The sequence below is a fragment of the Metabacillus bambusae genome, from assembly GCF_017497975.1.
Lineage (GTDB): Bacteria > Bacillota > Bacilli > Bacillales > Bacillaceae > Metabacillus > Metabacillus bambusae.
In genome coordinates this window covers 145,143-167,869 of the sequence record NZ_JAGDEL010000012.1, presented here as the reverse complement: position 1 = coordinate 167,869, position 22,727 = coordinate 145,143, and the positions used below count along the sequence as shown (strand labels likewise).

Annotated in this window: 38 protein-coding genes; 1 reads left to right on the top strand and 37 read right to left on the bottom strand. The window is 35.3% G+C overall.

Annotated elements, in window-relative coordinates:
• The 25 genes from I7822_RS16590 to I7822_RS16470 form a co-directional block, all read right to left on the bottom strand.
• Nucleotides 1-424: ferritin family protein (locus I7822_RS16590; RefSeq protein WP_207980217.1), on the bottom strand; the 424-nt coding region annotated here is incomplete at its 3' end.
• Nucleotides 425-436: 12 nt separating this feature from the next.
• A complete protein-coding gene (locus tag I7822_RS16585; protein ID WP_207980216.1) occupies nucleotides 437-1,315 on the bottom strand; it encodes a phage tail domain-containing protein in 879 nt (292 codons plus the stop codon).
• Nucleotides 1,315-5,142, bottom strand: a complete 3,828-nt coding sequence (locus I7822_RS16580) for a phage tail tape measure protein (RefSeq protein ID WP_207980215.1) — start codon at nucleotides 5,140-5,142, stop codon at nucleotides 1,315-1,317. The genes I7822_RS16585 and I7822_RS16580 overlap by 1 nt, the downstream gene beginning before the upstream one ends.
• Before the next feature lie 35 nt (nucleotides 5,143-5,177).
• Nucleotides 5,178-5,366: a phage tail assembly chaperone GT gene (gene gpGT, locus I7822_RS16575; RefSeq protein WP_207980214.1), complete on the bottom strand. Its 189-nt coding sequence runs from the start codon at nucleotides 5,364-5,366 to the stop codon at nucleotides 5,178-5,180.
• Nucleotides 5,363-5,713 carry a phage tail assembly chaperone G gene (gene gpG / locus I7822_RS16570; RefSeq protein ID WP_207980213.1) on the bottom strand — a complete coding sequence of 117 codons (351 nt, stop codon included), beginning with the start codon at nucleotides 5,711-5,713 and terminating at the stop codon, nucleotides 5,363-5,365. Before gpG ends, gpGT begins: the two co-directional genes overlap by 4 nt.
• A gap of 62 nt (nucleotides 5,714-5,775) precedes the next feature.
• Nucleotides 5,776-6,870, bottom strand: a complete 1,095-nt coding sequence (locus tag I7822_RS16565) for a hypothetical protein (protein WP_207980229.1) — start codon at nucleotides 6,868-6,870, stop codon at nucleotides 5,776-5,778.
• A 6-nt stretch (nucleotides 6,871-6,876) separates the two neighbouring features.
• Entirely contained in the window at nucleotides 6,877-7,494 is a 618-nt protein-coding gene (locus tag I7822_RS16560; protein WP_207980212.1) for a major tail protein, read from the bottom strand.
• A 42-nt stretch (nucleotides 7,495-7,536) separates the two neighbouring features.
• Complete coding sequence (locus I7822_RS16555) at nucleotides 7,537-7,914, bottom strand: gp17 family tail completion protein (RefSeq protein ID WP_207980211.1); 378 nt, start codon at nucleotides 7,912-7,914, stop codon at nucleotides 7,537-7,539.
• On the bottom strand, nucleotides 7,914-8,306 hold the full coding sequence (locus I7822_RS16550; RefSeq protein ID WP_207980210.1) for an HK97-gp10 family putative phage morphogenesis protein: 393 nt from the start codon (nucleotides 8,304-8,306) through the stop codon (nucleotides 7,914-7,916). The genes I7822_RS16555 and I7822_RS16550 overlap by 1 nt, the downstream gene beginning before the upstream one ends.
• Nucleotides 8,303-8,671 (bottom strand): head-tail adaptor protein, encoded by a 369-nt coding sequence (locus tag I7822_RS16545; protein WP_207980209.1) that lies wholly within the window; start codon nucleotides 8,669-8,671, stop codon nucleotides 8,303-8,305. Before I7822_RS16545 ends, I7822_RS16550 begins: the two co-directional genes overlap by 4 nt.
• Before the next feature lie 13 nt (nucleotides 8,672-8,684).
• Nucleotides 8,685-9,005 carry a hypothetical protein gene (locus tag I7822_RS16540; RefSeq protein ID WP_207980208.1) on the bottom strand — a complete coding sequence of 107 codons (321 nt, stop codon included), beginning with the start codon at nucleotides 9,003-9,005 and terminating at the stop codon, nucleotides 8,685-8,687.
• Between the two features lie 14 nt (nucleotides 9,006-9,019).
• Nucleotides 9,020-10,183, bottom strand: a complete 1,164-nt coding sequence (locus I7822_RS16535) for a phage major capsid protein (RefSeq protein ID WP_207980207.1) — start codon at nucleotides 10,181-10,183, stop codon at nucleotides 9,020-9,022.
• A gap of 25 nt (nucleotides 10,184-10,208) precedes the next feature.
• Nucleotides 10,209-10,916, bottom strand: coding sequence for a head maturation protease, ClpP-related (locus tag I7822_RS16530; RefSeq protein ID WP_207980206.1), 708 nt, complete (start codon nucleotides 10,914-10,916; stop codon nucleotides 10,209-10,211).
• Nucleotides 10,913-12,052, bottom strand: coding sequence for a phage portal protein (locus I7822_RS16525; RefSeq protein ID WP_207980205.1), 1,140 nt, complete (start codon nucleotides 12,050-12,052; stop codon nucleotides 10,913-10,915). Before I7822_RS16525 ends, I7822_RS16530 begins: the two co-directional genes overlap by 4 nt.
• A 17-nt stretch (nucleotides 12,053-12,069) precedes the next feature.
• Nucleotides 12,070-13,764, bottom strand: coding sequence for a terminase large subunit domain-containing protein (locus I7822_RS16520; protein WP_207980204.1), 1,695 nt, complete (start codon nucleotides 13,762-13,764; stop codon nucleotides 12,070-12,072).
• Complete coding sequence (locus tag I7822_RS16515; protein ID WP_207980203.1) at nucleotides 13,761-14,117, bottom strand: hypothetical protein; 357 nt, start codon at nucleotides 14,115-14,117, stop codon at nucleotides 13,761-13,763. The genes I7822_RS16520 and I7822_RS16515 overlap by 4 nt, the downstream gene beginning before the upstream one ends.
• A gap of 137 nt (nucleotides 14,118-14,254) precedes the next feature.
• Entirely contained in the window at nucleotides 14,255-14,791 is a 537-nt protein-coding gene (locus I7822_RS16510; protein ID WP_207980202.1) for a hypothetical protein, read from the bottom strand.
• A gap of 17 nt (nucleotides 14,792-14,808) precedes the next feature.
• Nucleotides 14,809-15,144 (bottom strand): HNH endonuclease, encoded by a 336-nt coding sequence (locus tag I7822_RS16505; protein WP_207980201.1) that lies wholly within the window; start codon nucleotides 15,142-15,144, stop codon nucleotides 14,809-14,811.
• A 1-nt stretch (nucleotide 15,145) separates the two neighbouring features.
• Nucleotides 15,146-15,334 (bottom strand): hypothetical protein, encoded by a 189-nt coding sequence (locus I7822_RS16500; protein WP_207980199.1) that lies wholly within the window; start codon nucleotides 15,332-15,334, stop codon nucleotides 15,146-15,148.
• Nucleotides 15,335-15,336: 2 nt separating this feature from the next.
• Nucleotides 15,337-15,528, bottom strand: a complete 192-nt coding sequence (locus tag I7822_RS16495; protein WP_207980197.1) for a hypothetical protein — start codon at nucleotides 15,526-15,528, stop codon at nucleotides 15,337-15,339.
• Nucleotides 15,529-15,629: 101 nt separating this feature from the next.
• Nucleotides 15,630-16,157 (bottom strand): sigma factor-like helix-turn-helix DNA-binding protein, encoded by a 528-nt coding sequence (locus I7822_RS16490; protein ID WP_307847787.1) that lies wholly within the window; start codon nucleotides 16,155-16,157, stop codon nucleotides 15,630-15,632.
• A 95-nt stretch (nucleotides 16,158-16,252) separates the two neighbouring features.
• Nucleotides 16,253-16,411, bottom strand: a complete 159-nt coding sequence (locus tag I7822_RS16485; protein ID WP_207980195.1) for a hypothetical protein — start codon at nucleotides 16,409-16,411, stop codon at nucleotides 16,253-16,255.
• 6 nt (nucleotides 16,412-16,417) lie between these two features.
• Nucleotides 16,418-16,555, bottom strand: coding sequence for a DUF3983 domain-containing protein (locus I7822_RS16480; protein WP_207980193.1), 138 nt, complete (start codon nucleotides 16,553-16,555; stop codon nucleotides 16,418-16,420).
• A gap of 291 nt (nucleotides 16,556-16,846) precedes the next feature.
• Nucleotides 16,847-17,221, bottom strand: coding sequence for a hypothetical protein (locus I7822_RS16475; protein WP_207980191.1), 375 nt, complete (start codon nucleotides 17,219-17,221; stop codon nucleotides 16,847-16,849).
• The gene (locus I7822_RS16470; RefSeq protein WP_207980189.1) at nucleotides 17,221-17,496 is read right to left on the bottom strand and encodes a hypothetical protein; all 276 of its coding nucleotides are present in this window, start codon (nucleotides 17,494-17,496) and stop codon (nucleotides 17,221-17,223) included. The genes I7822_RS16475 and I7822_RS16470 overlap by 1 nt, the downstream gene beginning before the upstream one ends.
• A gap of 119 nt (nucleotides 17,497-17,615) precedes the next feature.
• On the opposite strand from I7822_RS16470, the gene I7822_RS16465 reads away from it, so the two are divergent.
• Nucleotides 17,616-17,744: an anti-repressor SinI family protein gene (locus I7822_RS16465; protein ID WP_207980187.1), complete on the top strand. Its 129-nt coding sequence runs from the start codon at nucleotides 17,616-17,618 to the stop codon at nucleotides 17,742-17,744.
• A 51-nt stretch (nucleotides 17,745-17,795) separates the two neighbouring features.
• Here I7822_RS16465 and I7822_RS16460 read toward each other — a convergent pair whose 3' ends face one another.
• From I7822_RS16460 to I7822_RS16405, 12 genes are all read right to left on the bottom strand, one after another.
• Complete coding sequence (locus I7822_RS16460; protein ID WP_207980185.1) at nucleotides 17,796-17,942, bottom strand: hypothetical protein; 147 nt, start codon at nucleotides 17,940-17,942, stop codon at nucleotides 17,796-17,798.
• Between the two features lie 32 nt (nucleotides 17,943-17,974).
• Entirely contained in the window at nucleotides 17,975-18,283 is a 309-nt protein-coding gene (locus I7822_RS16455; protein ID WP_207980183.1) for a hypothetical protein, read from the bottom strand.
• 151 nt (nucleotides 18,284-18,434) lie between these two features.
• A complete protein-coding gene (locus tag I7822_RS16450; RefSeq protein ID WP_207980181.1) occupies nucleotides 18,435-18,680 on the bottom strand; it encodes a hypothetical protein in 246 nt (81 codons plus the stop codon).
• Nucleotides 18,681-18,723: 43 nt separating this feature from the next.
• Nucleotides 18,724-19,119 (bottom strand): beta-sandwich lipoprotein, encoded by a 396-nt coding sequence (locus I7822_RS16445; RefSeq protein WP_207980179.1) that lies wholly within the window; start codon nucleotides 19,117-19,119, stop codon nucleotides 18,724-18,726.
• 305 nt (nucleotides 19,120-19,424) lie between these two features.
• A complete protein-coding gene (locus I7822_RS16440; RefSeq protein ID WP_207980177.1) occupies nucleotides 19,425-19,598 on the bottom strand; it encodes a hypothetical protein in 174 nt (57 codons plus the stop codon).
• Entirely contained in the window at nucleotides 19,595-20,134 is a 540-nt protein-coding gene (locus I7822_RS16435) for a dUTP diphosphatase (RefSeq protein WP_243459504.1), read from the bottom strand. Before I7822_RS16435 ends, I7822_RS16440 begins: the two co-directional genes overlap by 4 nt.
• Entirely contained in the window at nucleotides 20,091-20,351 is a 261-nt protein-coding gene (locus tag I7822_RS16430) for a hypothetical protein (protein ID WP_207980175.1), read from the bottom strand. The genes I7822_RS16435 and I7822_RS16430 overlap by 44 nt, the downstream gene beginning before the upstream one ends.
• The gene (locus tag I7822_RS16425; protein ID WP_207980173.1) at nucleotides 20,348-20,557 is read right to left on the bottom strand and encodes a hypothetical protein; all 210 of its coding nucleotides are present in this window, start codon (nucleotides 20,555-20,557) and stop codon (nucleotides 20,348-20,350) included. The genes I7822_RS16430 and I7822_RS16425 overlap by 4 nt, the downstream gene beginning before the upstream one ends.
• A gap of 181 nt (nucleotides 20,558-20,738) precedes the next feature.
• Nucleotides 20,739-21,449 carry a hypothetical protein gene (locus I7822_RS16420; protein ID WP_207980172.1) on the bottom strand — a complete coding sequence of 237 codons (711 nt, stop codon included), beginning with the start codon at nucleotides 21,447-21,449 and terminating at the stop codon, nucleotides 20,739-20,741.
• On the bottom strand, nucleotides 21,449-21,838 hold the full coding sequence (locus tag I7822_RS16415; protein WP_243459503.1) for a replication terminator protein: 390 nt from the start codon (nucleotides 21,836-21,838) through the stop codon (nucleotides 21,449-21,451). Before I7822_RS16415 ends, I7822_RS16420 begins: the two co-directional genes overlap by 1 nt.
• Before the next feature lie 19 nt (nucleotides 21,839-21,857).
• A complete protein-coding gene (locus tag I7822_RS16410; RefSeq protein WP_207980170.1) occupies nucleotides 21,858-22,355 on the bottom strand; it encodes a Holliday junction resolvase RecU in 498 nt (165 codons plus the stop codon).
• Nucleotides 22,352-22,726 carry a zinc-finger domain-containing protein gene (locus I7822_RS16405; RefSeq protein ID WP_207980168.1) on the bottom strand — a complete coding sequence of 125 codons (375 nt, stop codon included), beginning with the start codon at nucleotides 22,724-22,726 and terminating at the stop codon, nucleotides 22,352-22,354. Before I7822_RS16405 ends, I7822_RS16410 begins: the two co-directional genes overlap by 4 nt.
• Nucleotide 22,727: the final 1 nt, after the last annotated feature.

Genomic DNA, 22,727 nt, shown 5'->3' with positions numbered 1-22,727 from the left:
TTAACGTTGCATAAGTCCCCTTTGGGGAACCATCTACAATATTAGCAAATTGGGTATCTACATATGTTTTATCAGCCTTATTTGTTGTTAATGTATCTACATCTGTTTTTAGCGCTTTTTTGGCCAATTCCGAAGTAAGCTTTTGGTTTTCTGCAATCAATCTTTCCTGTGGACCATCATGAATTGTACCATCAGATCCAACAGAAAGTTGACCACCTAAAGGACTTGAGTCTCCAGCAAGAATGGCTTGTGTTAACTCTTTCTGTGTTTGTTCAGAATTTGCTAATGCTTGAACTGCTTTTATTTTTGCTTCACTAGAATCCGCGCCTGAAGAAATGTATTTATTGTATAATTCTTCAAACATACTATTTAATTTATTTCTTCCGTCATCACTCAATGGATTATCGATGTTATAACGAGTCATTTCCTCACTTCCTTAATCATACTTAAAGCGAAAATCAAAGCTAATGGTGTAATTTGATAATCCGTCCACTGTAAATGCGTTGTTCCCTGGTAATAAGTTTAAAAAATAACGATTAGTCCGTTCCATAATTGGGGTGTTATTCATAGTCATGTAGTGTCCATTTAATATAATCTTATTTCCAGACACCAAAGACCAACTTGCTTCATGAGTAGGGTTGTATTCAAAATAACGACCCGTAGCATCATATAATTTAAAATGAGTAACAGATTGATTAACTTCAATAGTTATAATACAGTTGTCTTTTTCTTGAATCGTTTTAATAGGAACCGTGCCAGCATTAAAGATATTAAAGGATGATTGGTTTCCGTAAACATAAGTCAATTTATCAAGATCCGCTTCTAGACCCATACCAAAAGACCAATGATCATTAAACGGAACACCTTCGTTATTATCTAGATCCATACTTGTAAAACGACTAATCCAATATGGTTGTCCAACAATCTTCAAGGGGATCTCCACAGTTGCAAATGTTTGAAGATTAACAGGACGTTCGAATTTATAACTGTCCACAACTCTAACCTTTATTAATTTGTTTCCTTGTTGTTTTTCAGTTATATAAAATGTCCCTAAACGTTTAAAAAACGCAAAGACTCGATCCCGTTTCAAACGGTAGTCAATTGCGTCTTTTGCTTTTAATCTTGCATTTAAGGTAGCGTCTCGGCTACTATCACGAAAACCTGTTACAATGGTGCCAGGTACACCTTGTATAGTATGCTCTGTTACATCTTGAGCAGTGGAAGACACTTCTACATCTAAACCCTTCAAGCCATACCCTAGATCATCTAATGGAAGGGCTATAGGGTTAAAAGACTCATTGTATATTTGAAACATTAGAAAGCCACCCTCCCATTAAATATTGCATGTTTACTAGATTGTCCAGAATCATAACGTTCAGCTGCTCGTCCGATATCACCTTCAGATATTATTGGTTTTCTTTCGATATTTTGACTACTTTGTAATAATGCCATTAGGATTCTGTTTTGCTCTAATACTGCTTGCAACAGGCTGTCATTTGATTCACTATTACCACCTACATTATGCAATTGATTAGGACGCTTATTTCCCGTAATTCGCTTTCCAGCTAAAGCTAATAACTTCATTGCATCTGTTCTACGTGCTGGATCTTCCGGAATAACCCACTCAGGCCAACCGCCTTCAGCCAAACGGTATAAACCATCATCTTCTACATAAGCACCGGTTTCATAGCCCACACCTCGATATGCTCTAGCTAGACTTCCATAACGAGCCATAGCATAACGAATAGATGCAAGAATGTTACTCATCGGGTCGTAAGGACCTTTATCAAATTGTGGATGTTTATAAGCTTGATAGGTTGGCATAATTGTTTGCAATAAACCCATAGATGGTGTTCCACGTTTAGCGTTTATATCCCACAAGTTGATAGCTCTCGGATTACCTCCAGACTCAGTTTGCATTTGGTATAGTAATCTATCTAAGTTAGCTTTAGAATATTGCCCCTCAATCATTAAAGCTTGTCTAGCAAGTCCCGCCCATCTCTGAACACCTGACCCAGTTGATCCAGATATATTACTGGCATCACCAAACCAGTTATCCCACAGTCCTTTTATCCACCCTTTCGCCATATTACCGATATTACTCAATGGGCTACCTGTATGTTTGTTTAACCAAGATGGTAACACACTATCACTCAGACTAAATTTATCTTTCATTAAGTCCCAAACATTACTTGATCCTTTTAGAAAAACATCAAAAAAGCTACCAATTCCATCTTCATAACCCGGGAATCCGTAACTTTTTAAAAGATTTTCAGTATGTTTATTAGGTAAAACAGATGTGCCCCGTGGAAGGTTACTATGATATTCAGCGCCACTTGTTCCAAGTAGAGTTACACCTTTACCGGGAATATAAGCAAGTTCTTCTCCTTCTTCACCGACTATTGCTGGACCACCGGGATGACCACTTGAAGTTGTACCTTTAGCATAAGAGAACTTAGCATTTTGTCTCTTCATTCTTTGTCTACTATTTTCTTGTACAGATCCTTTTTTCTTTAAAGGCTCTTTATTAAATAAACCACGAATCCAGTTGATCGCACCTAAAACACCGTTATACATGGTATCCCAACCGGAAAGAACTTGACCTGTTTCCCAATTAACTTGACTAGCGTGTTCTCCTGCCTGTTTTTGCGCTTCTTTAACAACTTGTATATGTGTATCCTCGGCTTTAGCAACAGTTTCATTTTTTTGATTTTCTGCCTCTTTAATGATTTTCCTTGCTTCTTCAGCTTTGATATTACCTGTTACATCACGCTGATATTTTGCCCAATTAACAATACCTTGGTATTGCTTATTAGCTTCCTTGACAGTTTCATTCGTTTCCTTTTTTGAATTTGCAACAACCTTCGCTGCCTTTTCAGTTGTAAGTATTTCGGATTGATTTTTTAAATTTCTTAAAATTGTTTCTTGTTCACTCTTATTTTTAACAGATGCACTAATCATGGTTTCGTATTTTTGTTGTTCAATTGCATTCAGTTTGTTAGAGGCTTCTTGTGTAATGACACCGTGCTTATCATAACTATCTTGCAGTATTTTAGACTGTTCCTCATTTTGATTTAATACTTTTTCTTTCTTTTTGTTGTAATTCGCATCCATACCAGCAAGAATCTTCGCTTCTTCTTCCGTACTTAAAGCGTCACTTTCCGCGAAGTGTTTCATCATTTTTTCTTTTTCTTTTGTATTACGGTCATCCATTTGTAGAAGAATTCGATCTGTCATCTCTCGATATTTTGCTACCATATTATCTACATGCTTTTGAGTAATTTCTTCTTGAGACCATGTCATTTGGCTTAAAGCAAGACTGGCTTCATCTTTTAATTTTGTATAAGATCCAATAATTTTTTGGGTATTTTCTGAGATTTTCCCTTCAAATATGTCACTTTTAATAATTGGTTTGTCCATTTCTTTATCAAGTGTAATAAAACCTAATCCAAGTCCTGCTAAGGCTCCTACTGTTAAGCCGACAGGTCCGGTAAGTAAGGTTAAGGCTCCGGAAAGTCCATCGATACTACCAATTAATGGACCAAGTGTTGCTACTGTAGCACCTAGACCCATTAATAATGGCCCGATTGCAGCCGCTACACCACCAATAATAAGTGTCGTTCTTTGACCTTCTGGAGATAAATTAGCAAAAGTTTCTGTAACATCACCTACTGTATCAGCGACTTTAGGTAGAACATCCTCTGCAAAATCAAGTAAAACATCTCCTACCGGTTCGAGATCCATCAGAAAATCACGCCACAACTTGGTAGCCCTTGTTCCAAAATTATCTTGAAGCGCATCGCCAGCTTTGGAGGTTGCATCTTCCACACCAACTAGTTCGCCAGTCATATTACCAAGTGCGTAAATAGCGTCTGCTTCAAGATCTTCGAATGTCGTTCCGAAAACGCCTACTCCAATCTGATTGGCTTTCACTTGGTCATCCATGCCAGCTAATTCATCGACAATAGCATCCATGACTTCTGCACCAGTTTTTTTGCCTTCTAAGAAACTTTTCCATATTTTTTGGGTTTCTTTACTTAATTGCCCCATCGCATCAGATGTGGTTTTAGAGCCGTCTTTAATACGGATATTAAATTCTTTGACACTATCCCCAACTTTATCCATTGAGAAAGCACCATTAACCGCACCTTGCTCAAAGATAGAAAACATCTCTTCTGCACTCATACCCATGGCAGCAAACTGTGGACTATACTCATTTACCGTATCTAGAAACTCACCACTGTAGTCAAGTCCATTTTGAAATCCCCATGTGAGCATATCAAAAGCTTCTTTACTACTTAGTCCAAACTGCATCATTAACATATTAGCTGACTTGGTTGAATCATTTACATCAGCTTCAAAGGTCTCAAATAAAATGGATGCGCTCTTTCCGATCTCTTTTAATTCTTCTTGTGTAGCCCAGCTTAAAGCACCCATGTTTTGTTCGACTTTAGTCATTGTCTGAGAGATTTCATCAACGTTTTCGCCGAATCCTTCTTCCCACAGAATTTTTGCTGTTTCACTTAACTTTCCAGCTTCCTTTGCAGTTAATCCTAAAGAAGCTTGCATTTTGCTTTGTGAAGCGTCGAAATCAAGCGCCATTTTCCCTGCCATTACACTGAACCCAGCAAGTGGAGCTGTAAGTGATGCAGTCAGTGTTTGACCAACACCTTGCATCCTTTCACCTATTCCAGTTAACGTGGATCCAGCATCTTCAGCTGCATTTTTGAACGTTGTCCAACCTGATTCACTACGTTTCTGTTCTTTTCGTAAATCTTCAAGCTCATCTGTAGTTCGATTAATATATCTCTGCAAACTTTGCAATGATGCAGATTGGTTGTTATAAGCGTTAGCAGCTTTCTCTGCTTCTTTTGAGCCTTCGCCATATTCTTTAACAGCTTTCTGAAAGGTTTTTTGTGCTTTTTCTGTAATTGCCCTTTGTACTTCTATTTTCTTGTTTAATCCATCTAGGGTAGTTTGATATTTACTAATCGACTTGTCTCCACGATCAAAAGCAGATAAGTTAGCCTTCATTTCACTATTCGCTAATCGCATTTTTGAACGTAGATCTGTTAGCCCACTATTTAGCTTGAGTGTGTCCAGATCTAACCCTATGGAGAGACCTTCAATTTTTTCAGTCATATTTATCCTCCCTTCTTTAAGGGACTAAAAATCCCTTACCCACCAAATGCAGCAATAAGAGATTTTTCTTTTCTTGGTTTATTTTTTTCATGGAGAATTTCTACAACAAAGTGGTAAGGCATTGCTAATACTTCATTAATGTTTTTTCCATTTTCAACAAAGGACAAAATAAGTTTATCTAGATATTCTTTTTGTTTTTCAGGTGTAAAGTCAGCATCACTCAATTCTTCTTCTCCAGGTACTTTTTTGCTTCGTCTGTTTGATAACCTCGAGCAATAAAGAATAATTGTTCACTTAATGTGTCAATTGCATCTGGAGCGTGTAATCCGTTGATTAGATCATCTTTAGTAAATTGACCTTTATAAATATCGTTAGCCAAAAAGTCGATTAATTTATCAATCAAATCCCTTTCATTTTTGTTACTCACATTTTTCAATTCGTTTGTTAAATCGATTGCTTGATATACGACAGATAGGGGAATAAAAACAGGAGTTAAATATTTTTCTGTAACGATTTCACCTTCTTTGACCTCTTTTACTAATTCGATCATATTACGTTTTAAAGTTGCCATTTTACAATCCTCTTTTCTAAAGTTTTATAAAAAACAAAAAGAGAGCAGCTCATACTACTCTCTTACTCTTCTACTTCTTTAATAAATGGTCTTCCAGCATCATTTTTAGTTGTACTTAATTCTTCTAATCGTTCTGCAGACACCTTTTTATTTGCTGGTTTCGGATAATTATCACCAACATAATATGGCTTATTTTTATCTTGTAAATCTGCAAATCCTTCTATTACAGTATATTTCATTGCCTGTCCACCCGCTTCTTTTATTTTTTTAACAGCAACCTCTTTTATTGCTTTTACATATTCAATTGAGGCTTTACTTCTGTCTATTATGCTAAAATCATCATTGAATGGTGTTTCGTTTACATATTTACCTTTGAAAAATAAGTTTTGATGATCATCAACTACTCCTGCATTATGATATATCTTTGTTTCGTAATATCTATTCAAATCATTTGTTGGCCAGCAAAAATCTAATTCATCAACGCATTTAACTGTTTTTCCAAAATGATAAACATTCCATAATTGCGCCCACATTTCAGCTGTCCATTTTTGAATAGGTGTATAACCTAAACCATTTTTACGAACATATTTATATTCTATAGATGAAAGAAATTTATAAAGTTTTACCGAATCCTCATAAACCTTCTTCCAGTATTCATGTGTTGGGTTATTAATAACCCATTGCGCTCCACCAATCGGAGTATTTTCTCTAATGATTGAAGAATCAATTCCAATTACTTCACACATTTGATCTAATAAGTCTGACCCTTTACTGTCGATATAATCAATGCCAATATATTCTTTACAGTCCGATGCATACCACATTTGTTTTGTAGGTGTTACCTTTGGTATTTCCCTTAACAGCACATCACTATCAAGGTAAAAATAAGTATCAGTTTCTCTCGATCTATCTTCCTCTAAATATTTCATCCATAAATAAGGTTTTACAGACGGGATGTAATTTTTATCTCTCGGACGGTCATCATACACATGTACTTCAACTTGATATTTTTCCCGAAAATAATCAGGTATAGAATTGTCCCACTGAGAAAACAGCAGGACAATATCTTTAATACCTAGTTTTTTTAATCGAGTGATACATACTTCTAATTCCCATTCAAAACGCTTGATGGCTGGCTGACAAAGTATATATTTCATTCGTTATTAAACCGTTGTTGTTGTGGTTGTTGTAGCAGTACTTGGATATGCTTTTCCGAAGATAGCTTGAAATAACGCATCACGTTGAGCTGTAGAACCTTTTTCATCTCGTCCAAAAACAACGGATTTTTCCTCAGTAAACCCTGAGACTTCACGATCCATAAATTCAGCTGATGTTTCTTCCGTTGAGAACTCCACCCCATCCGCTTTTGTTTGAGAATTAATTGTAGGTCGCATAAAGAGTCCTTTAGGTAACCCAACCCACTCTTTTGAACCATCTTGGTATGTTTTAGCAAAAATGCAAGCGACATATGGCGGGGTGTCTGTAGACCCGTAAGAATATAGTCCAGTTTCAGTCTTTTCTAATCCAAACAATACCGCCTTATCTTCCTCAGGCAATCTATGAAAAGCAGCTGTAACTGTAACATTACCGTTTGAAACTGCAATTTCAGCTGTTTTGTTATCTCCATACGCTCTAACTGGTTCCTGTGGCATTTCAATATTAAGAGTTTGTAAGAATTCAATTCTCTCAGGTGAACCAGTAATAATAGCAACTTCCGTTTCGTCTAATGCACCATAGTAAAACTCATCTACACCTGTGGAAGCTTTATATTTTTTAACCATTTATTTCATCCTCCTTGTGATTAAGTAAATAAAAAAGGACACCTATTCGGCATCCACATAAGCTTTACCGCGATACCTTCTAGCATCGCGAAAAATATTTAAATCTTTATCCCATTCATCAACACCGCCGCCATAATTAGCAAAACCTAGTGTATCCCACATGATCTTTCTAATCTGTTTTGCGATAGCTTGAGTATCAGATAATGTTTTTGACCATACTTCAATTTGATAAAGGTAGTCTTCCGTAAGCCATTTGTTATCTGCATAGTCTGATGGTATAGGAGTATCTAACGGATCAATGATGATATAAGGACCTGATAAATCCCCTGTGGATGGATATTCGTAAAATTTAATACGATTACCAACCTTTTCAATAATGATTGGGTCTACTTTAAGAGCATCATTTATTTTCCAAATCATCAGATTCCCCTCCTTACCGCTTCTTCTACTGCTCTAATATAGGCTTTTTCACTATTTCTCATAGCGCGAGCAATAGCACCTTTACCTTTTGGATTTGGATTCTGAATCGTGCCGAACTCATTTAAATGAATAACACGATAGCGTTCTTCAGGTCCTCTCCAATGGATTCTTACTGTTCTTTTGCCGCCAATCCATTCCAAACCAGATATAGTGATTTCTTCAATGGAAGCACCCGTATCTCTAAAAGTTTCAAATTGACTTTCCAACTCTTTCACAAATACCTTAGCGCCCGCCATTAAAGCTGCATCACTAACCTGTTGCATTTTCACTTTTCCAAAACGTTTTTCTAAGTCACCGAGTAACTGATTTAAACCTGTTATTTTCACACTCATGAAACAACACCTGAAACTACTTTAATGAAATCTCTATTTTGTATATCAGGAAGAGCATGTTTAACGTTATATCTAAGGTGTTCATATTCTTGTGTATGAATCTGAATATAATGTGCATTCGTCGGAAAAAAGGAACCTTTAGGATCTCGAATAGTAATCGTTAAATCTGATAAAGTACCGTTCGATTTAGCAATTTCTATATCTTTCATCCACACTTCATCAATTTTTGCCCAAGTTTCAAACAGAATTTTTATTTCTTTTTCACCTGGAAATGGTCCTTCATTCGGTCCATATTCAAAGAAGGTTACACGTGTCCTTAATTCCCCAGCATTAATTCTAGGCGGTTTATATTTATATGGTTGCATTATATTACCACCCCTATATTACTGTTGTTGTAGTGGTCGTTGTAGTGGTTTCATCATCGATTACAATTTCCTCTAGAGCTTTATCAATTGCTAATCCATTAATCTGACTTATAAAGTTAGTTTCGAAGTATTCAAGAGCATCGTTATAAGCATAACGAGAACGCTCAAAAACAAGCTCTTTAAATTCTTCATGAGTGTATATGTCATAATCTCCACAAGACCTTCTTAAAGCCATAACAGACGCAGAAAGGATGCGCCTTAGGTTTTGGTTTTCAAAATCACCCAAGTGCATCCTTTCTTTAAATTCTGTCAAAATCCCCTCAGTGATGCTCATTTACATCACTCCCATTAAACTGTTGTGGTAGTTGTAGTTGTTCCTAATTGCAATGTATAAATTGCTGCTACTTTGTTATCGCGTGGCTTACCAAAGGCAAATGTTTTTGCAACGTGTAAATTACAATCTTCAATAGCTAATGTTTGGTCATACTCTTTCACCTCAACACCACCACCACGGTATGCGTCGTAACGGTCTGTAACGAAAGCAATAACTTCACCTGCTGTAGCAAATAAAGAAGTGATGATTTTGAAATCAAACGGAACATTCGTAATGTAAGCACCTTGTGCATTGCGTGTCGTGAATTTTTTACGTAATTTCCATGAGTCCGTTGGATTGATGATTAATGCTACTTTGCCATCTACATTTAATGGTTTACCGTTCTGTTTCACCGATAATAATTCACCGATGCCAGCGAATTCTTCGATGATTGTGTCATCGTCAGCTAACGTTAATGTATTTGTTACAGCTTTTTTAGCATGACCATTTGTTGGGTCAACAGCAGCTGCCAAATCGCGAATTAAACCGATTGGTTCATATTTTGTAGGACCCGCACCGTTAATTACAGCAGATTCTAAAGCTACTGCATATGTCTCTTTGATTTGCTCTTGAACGTACGCTTTTATCCATGTTGGGCCAAATTTCGAAAGGTCTTTTGGTAATACAACGAACGCTGTTAATTTAGATTGCGCAAGATTTTCTTGTTTGAACACTGCATCTAATTGACCTTTGATGTCACCAAAGATTGGTCCCCATACAGCAGCGCCTTCATATTCAGATGTGATTGTAGTAAGTGTGATTGTACCAAGATTTTGGAAGTTGATAACAGATAATAAGGGATGTTCAGATTTTAAATCCTCATAAATTTTTTCTGTTACCGTTTCAGGTAAAATTAAATCATTAGTAAAGCCGTCTGATTGCACAACAGCATTGAAGAATTTGTTTTCCTCTGTTGTCATTACGTCTACACCACGATTAGATAAAACAACTTGATCAACTGTGTTTGCAGCTACGTGATTTGAAATTTGGGTTGTTAACGAATTAACTAATGCATCTTGCATCTCTGTCCAGGCTGTTTCAATTTGTTCTGGTGTTGATTCTTCATTTTTAACTACTGCCGCATAATTTAATTTTGCATTTTCATAATTCTCTGTGTGATTGTTTAATTTCATAACCATAAGTGTTACCTCCGATTTTTTTAAATTAAAAAATGAACCGTGATTTTGCTACAACTGGTGTAGATTCCGGTTCATCTTTTTGATTTTTCTTCAATTTTTCTAATTCATTTTTCATTTCATCAAATTGTTGTTTCATTTCGTTGAAATCTTTTTCGCCAATAGTTGTGGATGATTTCTGTTTAAAAGCAACAATTTTATTATTGAACTTATCTGCCTCGTCTTTAAATACTTCTGACTCAACTGTTTCTGGATCTGCATCCACAATTTCATCAACTAAACCTAATTCAACTGCTTTTGATGCAGAGAGATATGTTTCTTTATCAAGTAAATTCTTTGCAGTATCTTCATCGATTCGATGTGTGTATGAAGCTAAAACTGATTCCCCAATACTTTCTAAATCTTCAGCTGCTTTACGTAACTTCTTAGCATTTCCTGCCACAACTGTCCATGCATTGTGGACCATTAGCTGAGTATTAGAGTACATTCTGATTTTGTCAGCACCCATACAGATAACCGATGCAGCACTTGCAGCAATACCAGTTATGGTGATCGTGACATTTCCCTTGTGCCCTCGTAATGAATTCATAATGTCAATGCCGGCAAATACGTCACCACCATAAGAGTTAATTTCCAACTCAATATCTTCATCTTCTTTGATGCTTCTCATTTTATAGTTAAAATCCCAAATACTAGAATTCCAACTTGTAATATCACCTTTGATTTTATGCTTCACTTATTCTCACCTCCTTCAACTGCACCTGCAGACTGATAGTTTTTCGTAATAACAAACTTGTCCAATTCTGGATCGTCTGCCTCTTCATGTCCCGCCTCTTTTCTTAATTCATTTCTAGAGAAGCCTCCAGAAGCAACTAATTTATCAAATGATTCTGCTATGTCGAAAATGCTACTATAAGCAACAAACTTCGCTTCTATTTTCGAACCACTTAAATACTCTTTCTTCGTCAAAAGTTTTGCATTAAGTTCATCTTGAATTTTCTTTAACAAAGGACTAATACAAAACTTTACATATGCCTTAATGCTGGTTTCATATTCTGCTAGTTCTCCATGAATTAAAGCATTTGGTATTCCTAAAATATTAGCTACATCATCAATCAAAGACCGCTTGAGTTTGGTCAATTCTTCAATGGATTGACCGTTATTTTCACCACTAGCCACTTCGTTATATTCAAAACCTTTAAGCTTTGGAACCAACGCAACGGATTTACTTCTAAAAGATTCAAATAACTTATCAATAAAAGCTTGAAGTTTTGTTTTGTTTTCATTAGTTAAGTCTTGAGTAGAATCCATACCAACAGTTCCGCGTATTTGATAATTTCGTAAACTAACTTCCATCATCCTGCTAAATAAATCCGCATAATCATTGAACAAACCATCCATGAATTTCGTTAGTTTTTCATTGTTGTGAGTTATATAGATGACTTCGTCCATTCGATATGATCGCTGGAATGTATAATCCTTTACTGTGACATTACGAAAAACATCGGGATAGACCGCAAATTCATCTCGTGTAAAACTATCTGCAATTAACAGATCATTCGAATCTGTGAGAATGGCTAGAACCTCATTTTCATGAATCAATTTATTTATAAAGTCCTGCCAAAAATCAGCCGCGCTCTGATCTGTATTTGGTCTAACATTAAATAAATAATGCCAATCGTTTAACTGGCGTTTTCCATTTTCTATGAAGCGAAAGTCTGATTGGCTAATCGTACGACCAATAAAGTTAATACACGTTTCCAAAGCCATTTTTTTTAAATAAGCACGATGAGTTGTTTCATAGGTGAGATCTAAATCAAACATCCATTCAAGTTCACTGTTACGTTTTAATACATCACTTAACCATCCCATTTTTATCTTCACCCCCTTTAGAAGACAAGTTCATCTAATGCATCTAAAGAATCTTCTATAGCATAATCACTTACTTCATCTATCCTATACAATCCGCAAACAAATGCCTGAAAGCCATCAGTTTTACGACGGATAGGTTCTTTCTTTTCGTATTCTTTGTTACCATCTTTTTTTATTTTCACAAGTACATTATTTGTGTACCAGCGCATTAACGGGTTATTCCCAAAAATAAACAATTGATTAGCAAATCCTATTTCAACACGAGGTGCGAGCAAACTGTGTATAGCTTTCGGATTTCGAATTACTTCCACTTCAAATCCTGCCTTTTCGAATAGTGGCTTTAATACTTCCATTCGGAAATTATCACCGATAACTTTTTTTATTTCGTAGTATTTTCTCATTTCAATGAACCAATCTACAATAGTTTGAGGATTGATTGTCTCTTCATCTACAACGGTGAGAAGACTTCCTTCTTTCCAATCTTCCCATTCTCGAATTGGTGCGAATTTTCGTTTTCCAGCCATTTCAGCATCTTGTTTTTTCGAATAGCTGTAATACTTATCTACAAATTCCTTTCGAGCGTATGAATGTGTGATAAAAGGATATTTACCTTCATGTTTAAAAACAAGGCCACACGCTGCAAAGTCACGAATACTAGCAAAGTCTAAACAACCAATACATTCTTTGTGCAATAACTCCGGCATTGGTTGGTTTGTAGCTTCGATTTCTTCCCATTTAGCAACAGATCGTTCTAAGTCAGTAACTGGTAAATTCATACGTTTCGTCATGAATTCTTCACGGTTACTTGGATCGTCTTCAAGGTCCTCAAACTCTTCTAAAATTGTATCAAACAAACCTTGAGCATATTCACTCAAAGGTTTCGATAACATAGGATTTGCAAGCTCCCAATTATCTGGATTTTCAACTTCACTTTCATTATTAAGCTTACATATAAAAGGGAAAACAGCATTTACCCGAGCTTCACCTTTTAAAACTTTCATTGCCTTGTCTTTGAGCTTGTCTAGAAAACCATCACGTACATAACCATCTGTACCAATATAAAACTCACGAGGATTTGGTTTTTTACCAAGACCACTTATATGAACACGAACATCTTTATTAGACTCATATTGATGAATTTCATCAAACACTACCGCTCCATCACGAAGACCATCTTTTGTTTCTCCATTGGAGGTTCTAAATTTAAGGATACTACCCGTCACTTTTGACAGCGTTTGTGTTAATGTCGTTTTAAATGCTTTTAGCAAAACCTCATGTCGTTTAACCGTTTTATGAACTTCATCTGGTGAGGTCTTAGCCTGATCTTCACTATTTGCAACAACAGATATATTGTAATCTTCAATCCCATGTAGCTCACTAATTAAAAAGTGAATAATTACAGATATTAAACCGTTTTTGCCTCCACCTCGTCCTAGCATCCAAAGGAATTTACGATAAAAGACACGTTTATTTTTTTTGTAAAATAAAAAGATGAAAGCAATCAAGAACTTTTGGAAAGGCTGTAAAGGGAAATACCACTTCTCTCCAAACTTAATACAGTTCTCAATCATTCCATCATCAAAATATAAATCATCTCTATTTAATACATATTTTTTTAAGTAATCAATTAACAATTCTCTTTCTTCATTGAACTTTATCTTTCCTGATCGATAGAGTTCAATATATTCATCTACATATTTTTGTTTAATCATATAAGATCACTGGACGTATATTTTTCAACTTCTTTTTTGTCGTACTCATCTGGCAATAAGTCAGTGAGCTGTTTTATAATTCTCTGATATGATTGATCACGGGTGTTGTATAATCTGGCTACTGGACGTTCCCTCTCATAAGGTTCAGCTTTATCAGATTGAGAAAACATCTCATAATCACCGTTCTCAGATATATCAATCCACATCTCATTTAATAAGATTCGTAATCTCGCCGCTTGAACTATTAAACCTTCAACAACTTTAAGTTTGTTAGGTGGTATATTTTTAAACAACCTTTTTAATCGATTTTTCTCTTTTGAAACAAGAACCTCACGATCATTAACATCCGCCAAATTATCACCTCTTTTCAATCAGTCGTTTCAATTGGGGAGGGGGGTCATACGTAAAATGCACAAAAAACCGGACAGTACACTCCCCCTTACCGGTGCCCCAAAACGAAAAAAAGGCCAAAACTTTTGACCGGGGGGTACTAATTATTAAGAATTAAGAATGGACTTCTTACACCAGCACTAAATTGTTCAGAAGCTTTTAATGCTTCTCGAACTCTTTTAACTGGATCATCGATACTTTCTGTTGAGAACAAACTACCTTTCGCGATGTCTTCCCCACATCCTGCAGCATCGTAACCCATCATCGGTCTACCTACCTGATAATCAGAATCTATGGTAAACAATTGGTCTTTATATCCCACTAAGAACTTACCACCTGATTCTTCTCCGTTATCGTTACGTGAAAAACCTCCATTCCTTAAGCAATGTCGAACAGCTTCGATGAATTCTGTTACCATGTATTCATAAGTATCGACATCTGGCTTATGATATGGAATGTCTAACTTGAACCTAAGTAATTGGCCCATTCTAAAAGATGAGGTGAAACCCATGATAAATTCACCTTTTACAAATACCTTTTCATCAGCTCTTAAAGTTAGACTATATCCTCCTACCCCTGCGCTATCAGCACCTATATAGACCTTCCCGTTATTTATTAACCCTACAATGCAAGTCATTCACTATCATCCTTCCTTTACCATCTCTCATCATGTTCCCATTTGTTTTGTTTTCTCTCGAATGATCGACCATGTTCTTTGTTATGGCAATCAACACAAACTGTTTCAAGATTGTCTATATCTAAAGCAAGATCAGGATGATGTTCAAGCTCTTTGATATGATGGACAACTAACTGGATCTTCTTACGCTTTGCACTCTCACTGTATTCGTTTGTATCAATTGTTACTCGACCTTGCCGTTTACATTCCTGGCATTCGTGGTTGTCACGCCGTTTTACTTCTTCACGAATCCTTTTCCAATCGCCACTGTCATAGAACTTTCTCTTCTGTTCTATTGTTTTGTACTCAGACATTCTACTTACTCCTATTGTTAACATACATAAAGATCTTTCGAGTCATGTACATAGAGATAAGGATGATTAGGCAATCAATTGCTGTCTCATAATACTCCTCATTAACAAATACAGATAACACTGCAATAAATGTAGTGATGACTGTTGCGATGAAAATAGTAGTAACTATTTCAAGAATAAATTTGATCATATCTAATTCCTCCAAGCTCCACCTTTACCTCTTCTAAGTCCGCGATTATTGGTGCCCATAATATCATGCCAATTAACCTTTTCTTCCTTTGGTTTCTTTGGATCACGTTTACGCTTCTTAACCTTTTTGTTGGGCTTAACGATATGGTTAAGTTTATCTTTGGTATCTTTGTTTAAATGATCAGCTATCTTCATCCCATCACCTTCTTAATAAAATTACTCCTTATATATAGGTGGCAATTGGATGACAAAAAACTACATATCTATAAATCCGCTTCTCTATAAGATAAAAAGCCTCAACTACACATACAGAAGAGGCTTTCGTTAATCCTTTGACCTATTTTCTTTTCAGCTCTTTTTATGTTGGTCTTAACCGTGCTTACAGTAATATCTAAGTATCTAGCAATATCTTTATATCGAATACAGTAACCACGAGACATTAAGTAAATTTCTTTTTCTTTTTTAGTTAGAACGGATAAAGCATCCTCTATCCGCTCCTGGTCCCATTCACTAATTAGATCTTCTTTATTAGAGTTATCCCATTCATAATTTATATCATCAGCACTTCTAAAATATTTCTGCATGAGTAGCGGATCAAACGCTCTTTCTCTTTGGTATGCAGCTCTCCGCTCAATTCCTCTTTTGTTACCAGGTCTTCTCCCTGTTTCCATCCATTCAATTGAATATTCTAAATCAGTAATCATATCTTTAATAATTTCTTTATCAGAACGTGTATCATTATCTTGCTTATGATCTGAGGCTACTTCATAGCGTTGTTTAGCATCTTCAAGGGCAATCTTATAATCAAGCAACATATCTGATATTTCTTTAAAGTTAAAATTAGTATCCAATCAGATCACCGCCCATGTTATAATAAAGTCACATTTTGTTTTTTAGCTGGGAGTGATCCTGGCTATTTTTATTTGTTTTTCTTTTTACGAGGCATATTTGTCATTTCAAATGCAGCATTAACATATGTTGATCCTTTAGGTCTAGCTGTTTCTTTAATTGGATGTTTTTCGATATAAGCAAGTCTTTCTTCTTCGGTCATATACCAAACCTTCACTTTACCAATCATAAATAGCTACTCCCTTTCTTTTAATATGCCAACTTGTACAAATATGTTTCTCCAATTCTTTTCTACTCTATATTTATCTATTTCCTTTGAATTTTTACGAATCACTTTACCAAGTCTCTTCTTGGCTTTCTTTTTATTAGCCATCCCTACAACTCCCTACCCCTGACTTAACAATGCCTTCTTCTCCTGATCAGTTAATTTGTTATAATCTGCACAATTAGAACAGCAAAACCCTTGAACTCCATACTTAATGAAATATTTCTTTATAATATGGTTTGTTATTTCTTGAGGGACTCCACATGATTGACAAAAGAATAAGTAATTATTGGTCAATTGCCTCCGCTCCCTTATATGAATATATGCTTATATAAACAGTTATTAAGGTTATTAACATATGGCTGTGGATAACAAGGTGTATGTATCCTTTATGCTAAATCAGATATTCTTAGTTGATTGGACAACATATGGTAGTTTAAATCCTGTGCTTCTTAATGAATCGTAAGCTTTCTTATATTCCATTAAATCTTCATTTTGTTGTTCTAATGATCTCGCTTTATTCTGATACCAAGTTATTTCGCGCTTACCATCCGTTTCCCAATACTTCAAGCGGTCAATATCCTGCTGCTGTTCTTTTAATTTCTCTGTTAACTCATTTACTTCGCATGAAGGACACTCGTAACCGCCTAATTCATCATCACAGACATGATCAGCATTAAATTCGAATCCACAGTCTGGACAAACAAAGGTATCAATTTTGTTATTTCTAATAATATTGTAATCAGCATCTTCGAACACAAATCGTCTAGGCACTATATAGCCTCCTTTGCTTCGATACACTCCTTGATGAGTACTTTTGTATCGTGAATGGTTTTCACTAGTTCAGAAAGGTTCTCCGCATCACTGATTCGTATCTCTCTATCCAGTAGAGAATTACAAGCATGAACTAATGAACTGAAGTAACCAATAGGCTTGTAATCAAATTCACCGGTTCCCGCTCCATCCTTTTTCTTTTCATACCTTTGATTAAGAGTTACATTCATGCTGTCAGAAGTAATTAAATATGAATCTCCTATTTTTATATTCAATGCGGCCGCTACCTCCTAATGTAAAAAGTTTGTTAATTATTCCCTATCAATCTTTTGCTTTCTTACAAAATCCTCCATAATTAGACCTATAAAATATAATACTTTAGGAGGGTGTTTATTTGAGTGAATCTTTATCCGACAAGAAACTTGATCCTGAATGGGTAGATTTATTTTTGTACGCTTTAGAGATAGGAATATCCCCTGACGAAATTAGAATTTTTTTTGGTGAATCCTCTAGACCTGAATAAGGTCTTTTTTATATCGAAATATCGTTGGACGTTTTCATTAAGTTATTTTGATTATACTGTTTCGTAGTTACATTCAAGGCATCTAACAGGAGTTACTGTTTCACCTGTTTTTGTATTGAAGATAGTATTCTCATAATCATATTTAATGTTATTTCCTTCACATTTACTGCAAGTTACAAAATAACCTTCTTTATTCATCTACATTTCCTCCTTCGATATTTACGTGTAAACTACGGATTAAGTAAACGACTTAACTTCATAAAAATTTCAAAGTTTTCATCCATTGTCATTCTTCTTGGTTCATCACATGTTCCAGAATGGTCATCAATATATTTTCTTACTTCATTGATGCCTTTTTCATAACGCTCAATCTTATCCTTCATAAGTTGTCGATTAAAGATAGCGCCAGTATTCTCGTACATACGTTTAAACCGTTCATTTTCTTCTCTTAGTTCTTCAATAATCTTTTTGTGAATCTTTAATTGTTCACAAACATGATCGAAATCGCCTTTCAATAATTGATACTTAGTTGATTTCATTTCCTAAGACCCCCTAATAAAGCGAAGAAGAATAGCAAGTTAATTACTTGAAAGAACAGAATTATTAATATTCCGTGCTGAATTGTTTCTAACGTAGCTGTCATTTTATTAATCACCCTTTCCTAATTACGCAATTTACGTGGATAGCGTATTAAAATTCTTCGTCCCAAGATTCAACTTCACCACGACTATATGACCAAGCACCATTTTTATTTAATGTTTCTAGTTCAATTTCTACTGGTACATAATCATCATTTAATTGGTCTTCAATAAACCCCTCTGCAATTGATTGAGTAGGTAAAAAACAGGTTTCTTGTAAGTCGTGAGTATCCCCACTTGATGAAAAGTCCCAAAATATATCCTCTTGATATTTATAAGCTATTACCCAGAATTTCATTAAATTTTCCTCCTTTGTTTATGTCGCAATTTTCTTCAAAACCTTATTTGCTTGTTTGAAGTTCTATGTCGGGAACGATAGCCTCTGGACGAATAATAACCTTGTAATGAAAAGGGTCTTCTTTTTTAGCATCAAGTTGTTCAGCGAAGAAACTCACATTGTCGCTAAGTCCTAAATAATGCTTTTTATATTCATCCTTTCCGACTTTACAAGTGACTGTCATTCTCAAATCTGTATCTCCGTTCCCTATAGAACAAAGACCTTCAACAACAAGTAGATCTCTATCTGTTATTCCATTGAAGAAAACAATCTTTCTTTGTACTTCAAAAGAATCAGCAGACTTTGATAAGTTTTGAGATACTGTATCTGCCTCTGTGCATGCTGTAAGAGTAGTTAATATTGTTATAGTTGCTAAACTTGCTAAAATTAATTTTTTCACTTTATATATCTCCTCTTAATTTCGCTATTTTTTCATCGAAGAACGTACTTACTACCTCTTCTTGAATCGATTTCGCCAAACATCCTCGAAAGTTAGAATGATCAATGTGACTGCAGCAATAACTTGAATTATATGGGTCATTAATATGCAATCTCCTATTCCGTTAAATTTCAGTAATTATCCTTTAGCTTTCTTTCGGCACTTCATACAAACCCGCTTCTGTTCAACAACAACAGTTTCCTTAATTTGAACTGGAGCAAAACAAACACTACAACTTACAAACTTCATGCAATTACCGCCTCTCTTTAGAATTCAACGCTTACTGTAACCTTCATTGGTATCTCTTGAGATAGATGAACTTCTCTATGACCAGCTGCATAAAGTCCCTTAATATATTCTTGAGCTTCATCCAAAGTCTCGAATCTTTTTAAATCAAAAGCACCAAACATTACTTTTCTAACGTTAACGATATACATCAATATCCACTCTCCTGACGTTTATGATTTATTTTGTTTTTCTCCATATATGCTTGTTCAATTTGTTCCATAGTGAATCCAAGCATTTCACCAAGACCAATAAAAGTAGCTACCAAAACCTCATACATTCCTTTAGGTACTTCACCAGATACTCTCTTTTGAAAATAAAGATTATACGCTCTGCCGGATACTTCGATAAATTGATTGGTTACATTCTTTTCTTTGATTGAAAAAAGATCAATTTCTATATAATCCAATTCAAGACCGATTTCTAAAATAAAGTGTAATTTGTCCACATATTCTTCAAGTAGAGGATTATAATACTCTTTATCTTCTTCCATCATTGCTGGATATTTTAGAGCTTTGGTTCTAGGTTCCTGATTTTTACTCCAAAACTTCCAAGTACGTTGTTCATTTGCACATTCTCCTGCTTCCGCAATTAAAGCAAGGATTAATTTATTAAATCGATCTTCACCGTTATATCCAATACGATCTCTAAGCACCTTCTGCATTTCGAACAATTTGGCTATATTCATCATCTGAAACCTCCTTTAAGTAATCTGAGAAATGTATTGCAAATAACTCAAATGTTTTAGGACCAATACCTTTTATATTTTTCAATTCATTGATTTTCTTTGAAAAGATTATTTCAGCTGCAACTCTGCTAACTTCTACACCTTGCTCGAATCCATTTTCAAAACCTTTGTTATAAAATTCTTTTTCTGCTTTCACGATTGCTGGATTACGCTTTTTCATATGCTATCGTCAGTTGTCCAGATTGGAGGGGTTTTCATCCGTTCAATTTCCTCTTGAAGTTCGTTAATAATTTGAAAAAGCGTTGAAACATCTTTAATATAAATGGATCTATCAATCCTGAAGATTTTTTCTAGTTCTGGTGAACCACCTTTTAGATTTACCAAAAAATCAAGTGACTTTTTAACACCTTCAATTCTCGCATCCATTACTTAACTCTCCCCTTCCTAACATTATTAATCTTTGGAATCTCTGAACCTCCAAGCCTTTTACATTCCATTCCGATCCTAGAAGAACATTTCTTAAAAGAGGAACAGCGTGACATACACGCCATTACCTCATCTTCTTTCTTCATCCAAGCGGGACGATCATCGGCAATGATGATTTCCATTATGCTATGATTGTAATTTTTCCGACTTCTAATTCTTGTACTAGCTCATCTTGTAAGTATGATTTAATGTTTTTCATTGCTTCCAACTTCCATGCTCCACCATCCGCTTCGAATAAAGCACTAGCTGGACCATTTTTCATTCTAAATACAAAATTACTAGTTGGTTGCTCGACCTCTACAAATGTTCTATATGGAGCTAACGATACAGGGTTAGGTACTTCAACTTGTCCAACAGTAGCTACTCCTACTTTTGCAGTAACTGATTGACTTACTCCATTATCTCCATATGTCTTAACATCTTCTTCTTTGATATTCCCCACCACTTTAAGGACAACATCTCGGTCATCATTTTTAACAAATCCCGATTGCAATTTAATGTTAAATGTTTCAGGATCGTACCAATTCTCATAACGGAAACTTGGTAACATTGCTGTAGCTTTAATCAAGTACTCTCTTTTTCTATCATTGTTCAAATTCGAAAAGACTGTTACTTCTGTTGGTGACTCGACATGGACCATTAAATTACATTCACCATCAAAATTAGATTTTAAGTATTCTACAAGACCAGATAAGCTATGGATGTTTATGTGAGCTGCTCTAGGCTCTTCCAACAAGTAAAGCGGGCTAGTTGAATATTGCTGACCATTTTCTTCGTAAATATCAATAGTTCCAAGACCTACAATGTATTCAAGGGTTTCTTTATTAAGCATTAGTTTGCCTCCTCTTGTTTTCTAAAACTGTATACTTTTGAACCGTTATCCTCTTGTATTTCACCAGTTTCCACATCGATGAATGTTTGACCCTTGATTCCCGACTTTAATTCAGAACCGGTAACCTTACCCTTTTCGTCATAATCCATAATGATCTTAGCTTCTAACTTCTTAGCTGGAGCAAGCTTGGTTTTAGCTTGAACATCAGCCAAAATGAGATCCCGTGCTTCATCGCCAACAAGAGTGACTACTAAATTAATTTGTCTTTTTGCTTTTGGATCTGTATTTAAATCAGCAAAGTTTTCAAGTACTTTTTGCAATTCCAAGTTGAATCTTTCTGATACCGCACCATCTGCAAAGCTATTAAGATCAATAATTTTATCTTCCAAAGTAATTCCTCCTTAATGTTTAATTGCAATGTGTTAGGTAATCGAGAGCAACACCCCTTTCAGTTTTAATCCTGTTACAGTTAAACTGAATATCTTTATAGGGAATTGATTTACGACCACCTTCCTTAGCCGCTTCCCAGTAATGCTGAAAGAACGTTATTGGTACAAAATAGAATTCTTTTAATTTCTCAAACTCGATTAAAAAGAAAGCAATACCACCCTGATCTTTAAATTTCTTCAAGTATTCCACCTGGTGTTCATGAACATTAGCAAGTGGGAAACTAGTATTTATCTGCGTGCTCTTTGCATCAAATGCAATTCCTCGGCCGTGTGCAATACCTACATAATCGACAGTACTTTTGTTTTTCTTGTAGCCCTTTATGTATCTGCCGTTGTCTTCTGTAATCGTAATTGGAATAGGTATCTCATCTACAACCGCCCAACCCTTATGCTTGTACACATTGTTGGTATGTTCGACTAGAATTTGAAGAGCCTTACCTCTGTTTGCATAACTCATATTAATTTCTCCAGTTGTTTGTTGATGTCATATTGCTTTTTGGTAAGCTCCCAACGAAACATCAATTCATTGAATTCAACATTTGATATACCGATAAATTTTTTAATTTCTTTTCTTGTATACTCATTTTCCAAAAGGAAAACTATATCGCTTTTCGTCATATCTTGACCTTTAGCGATTATCGCTGATATCTTTTTATCTCTTCTTGGTGTAGATAAGTTAGAACCTATGCTTCTGATGTTTTTACCAATTGGACAGTCTTTGCATTCTTTAATACTCGTTCTGGTATTCATAGAACAACCATCACAATTGTTTTTATATAAATCATGTATTCTATTGAGTTTCATTACTCGTTCTTTACTAATCGTCATT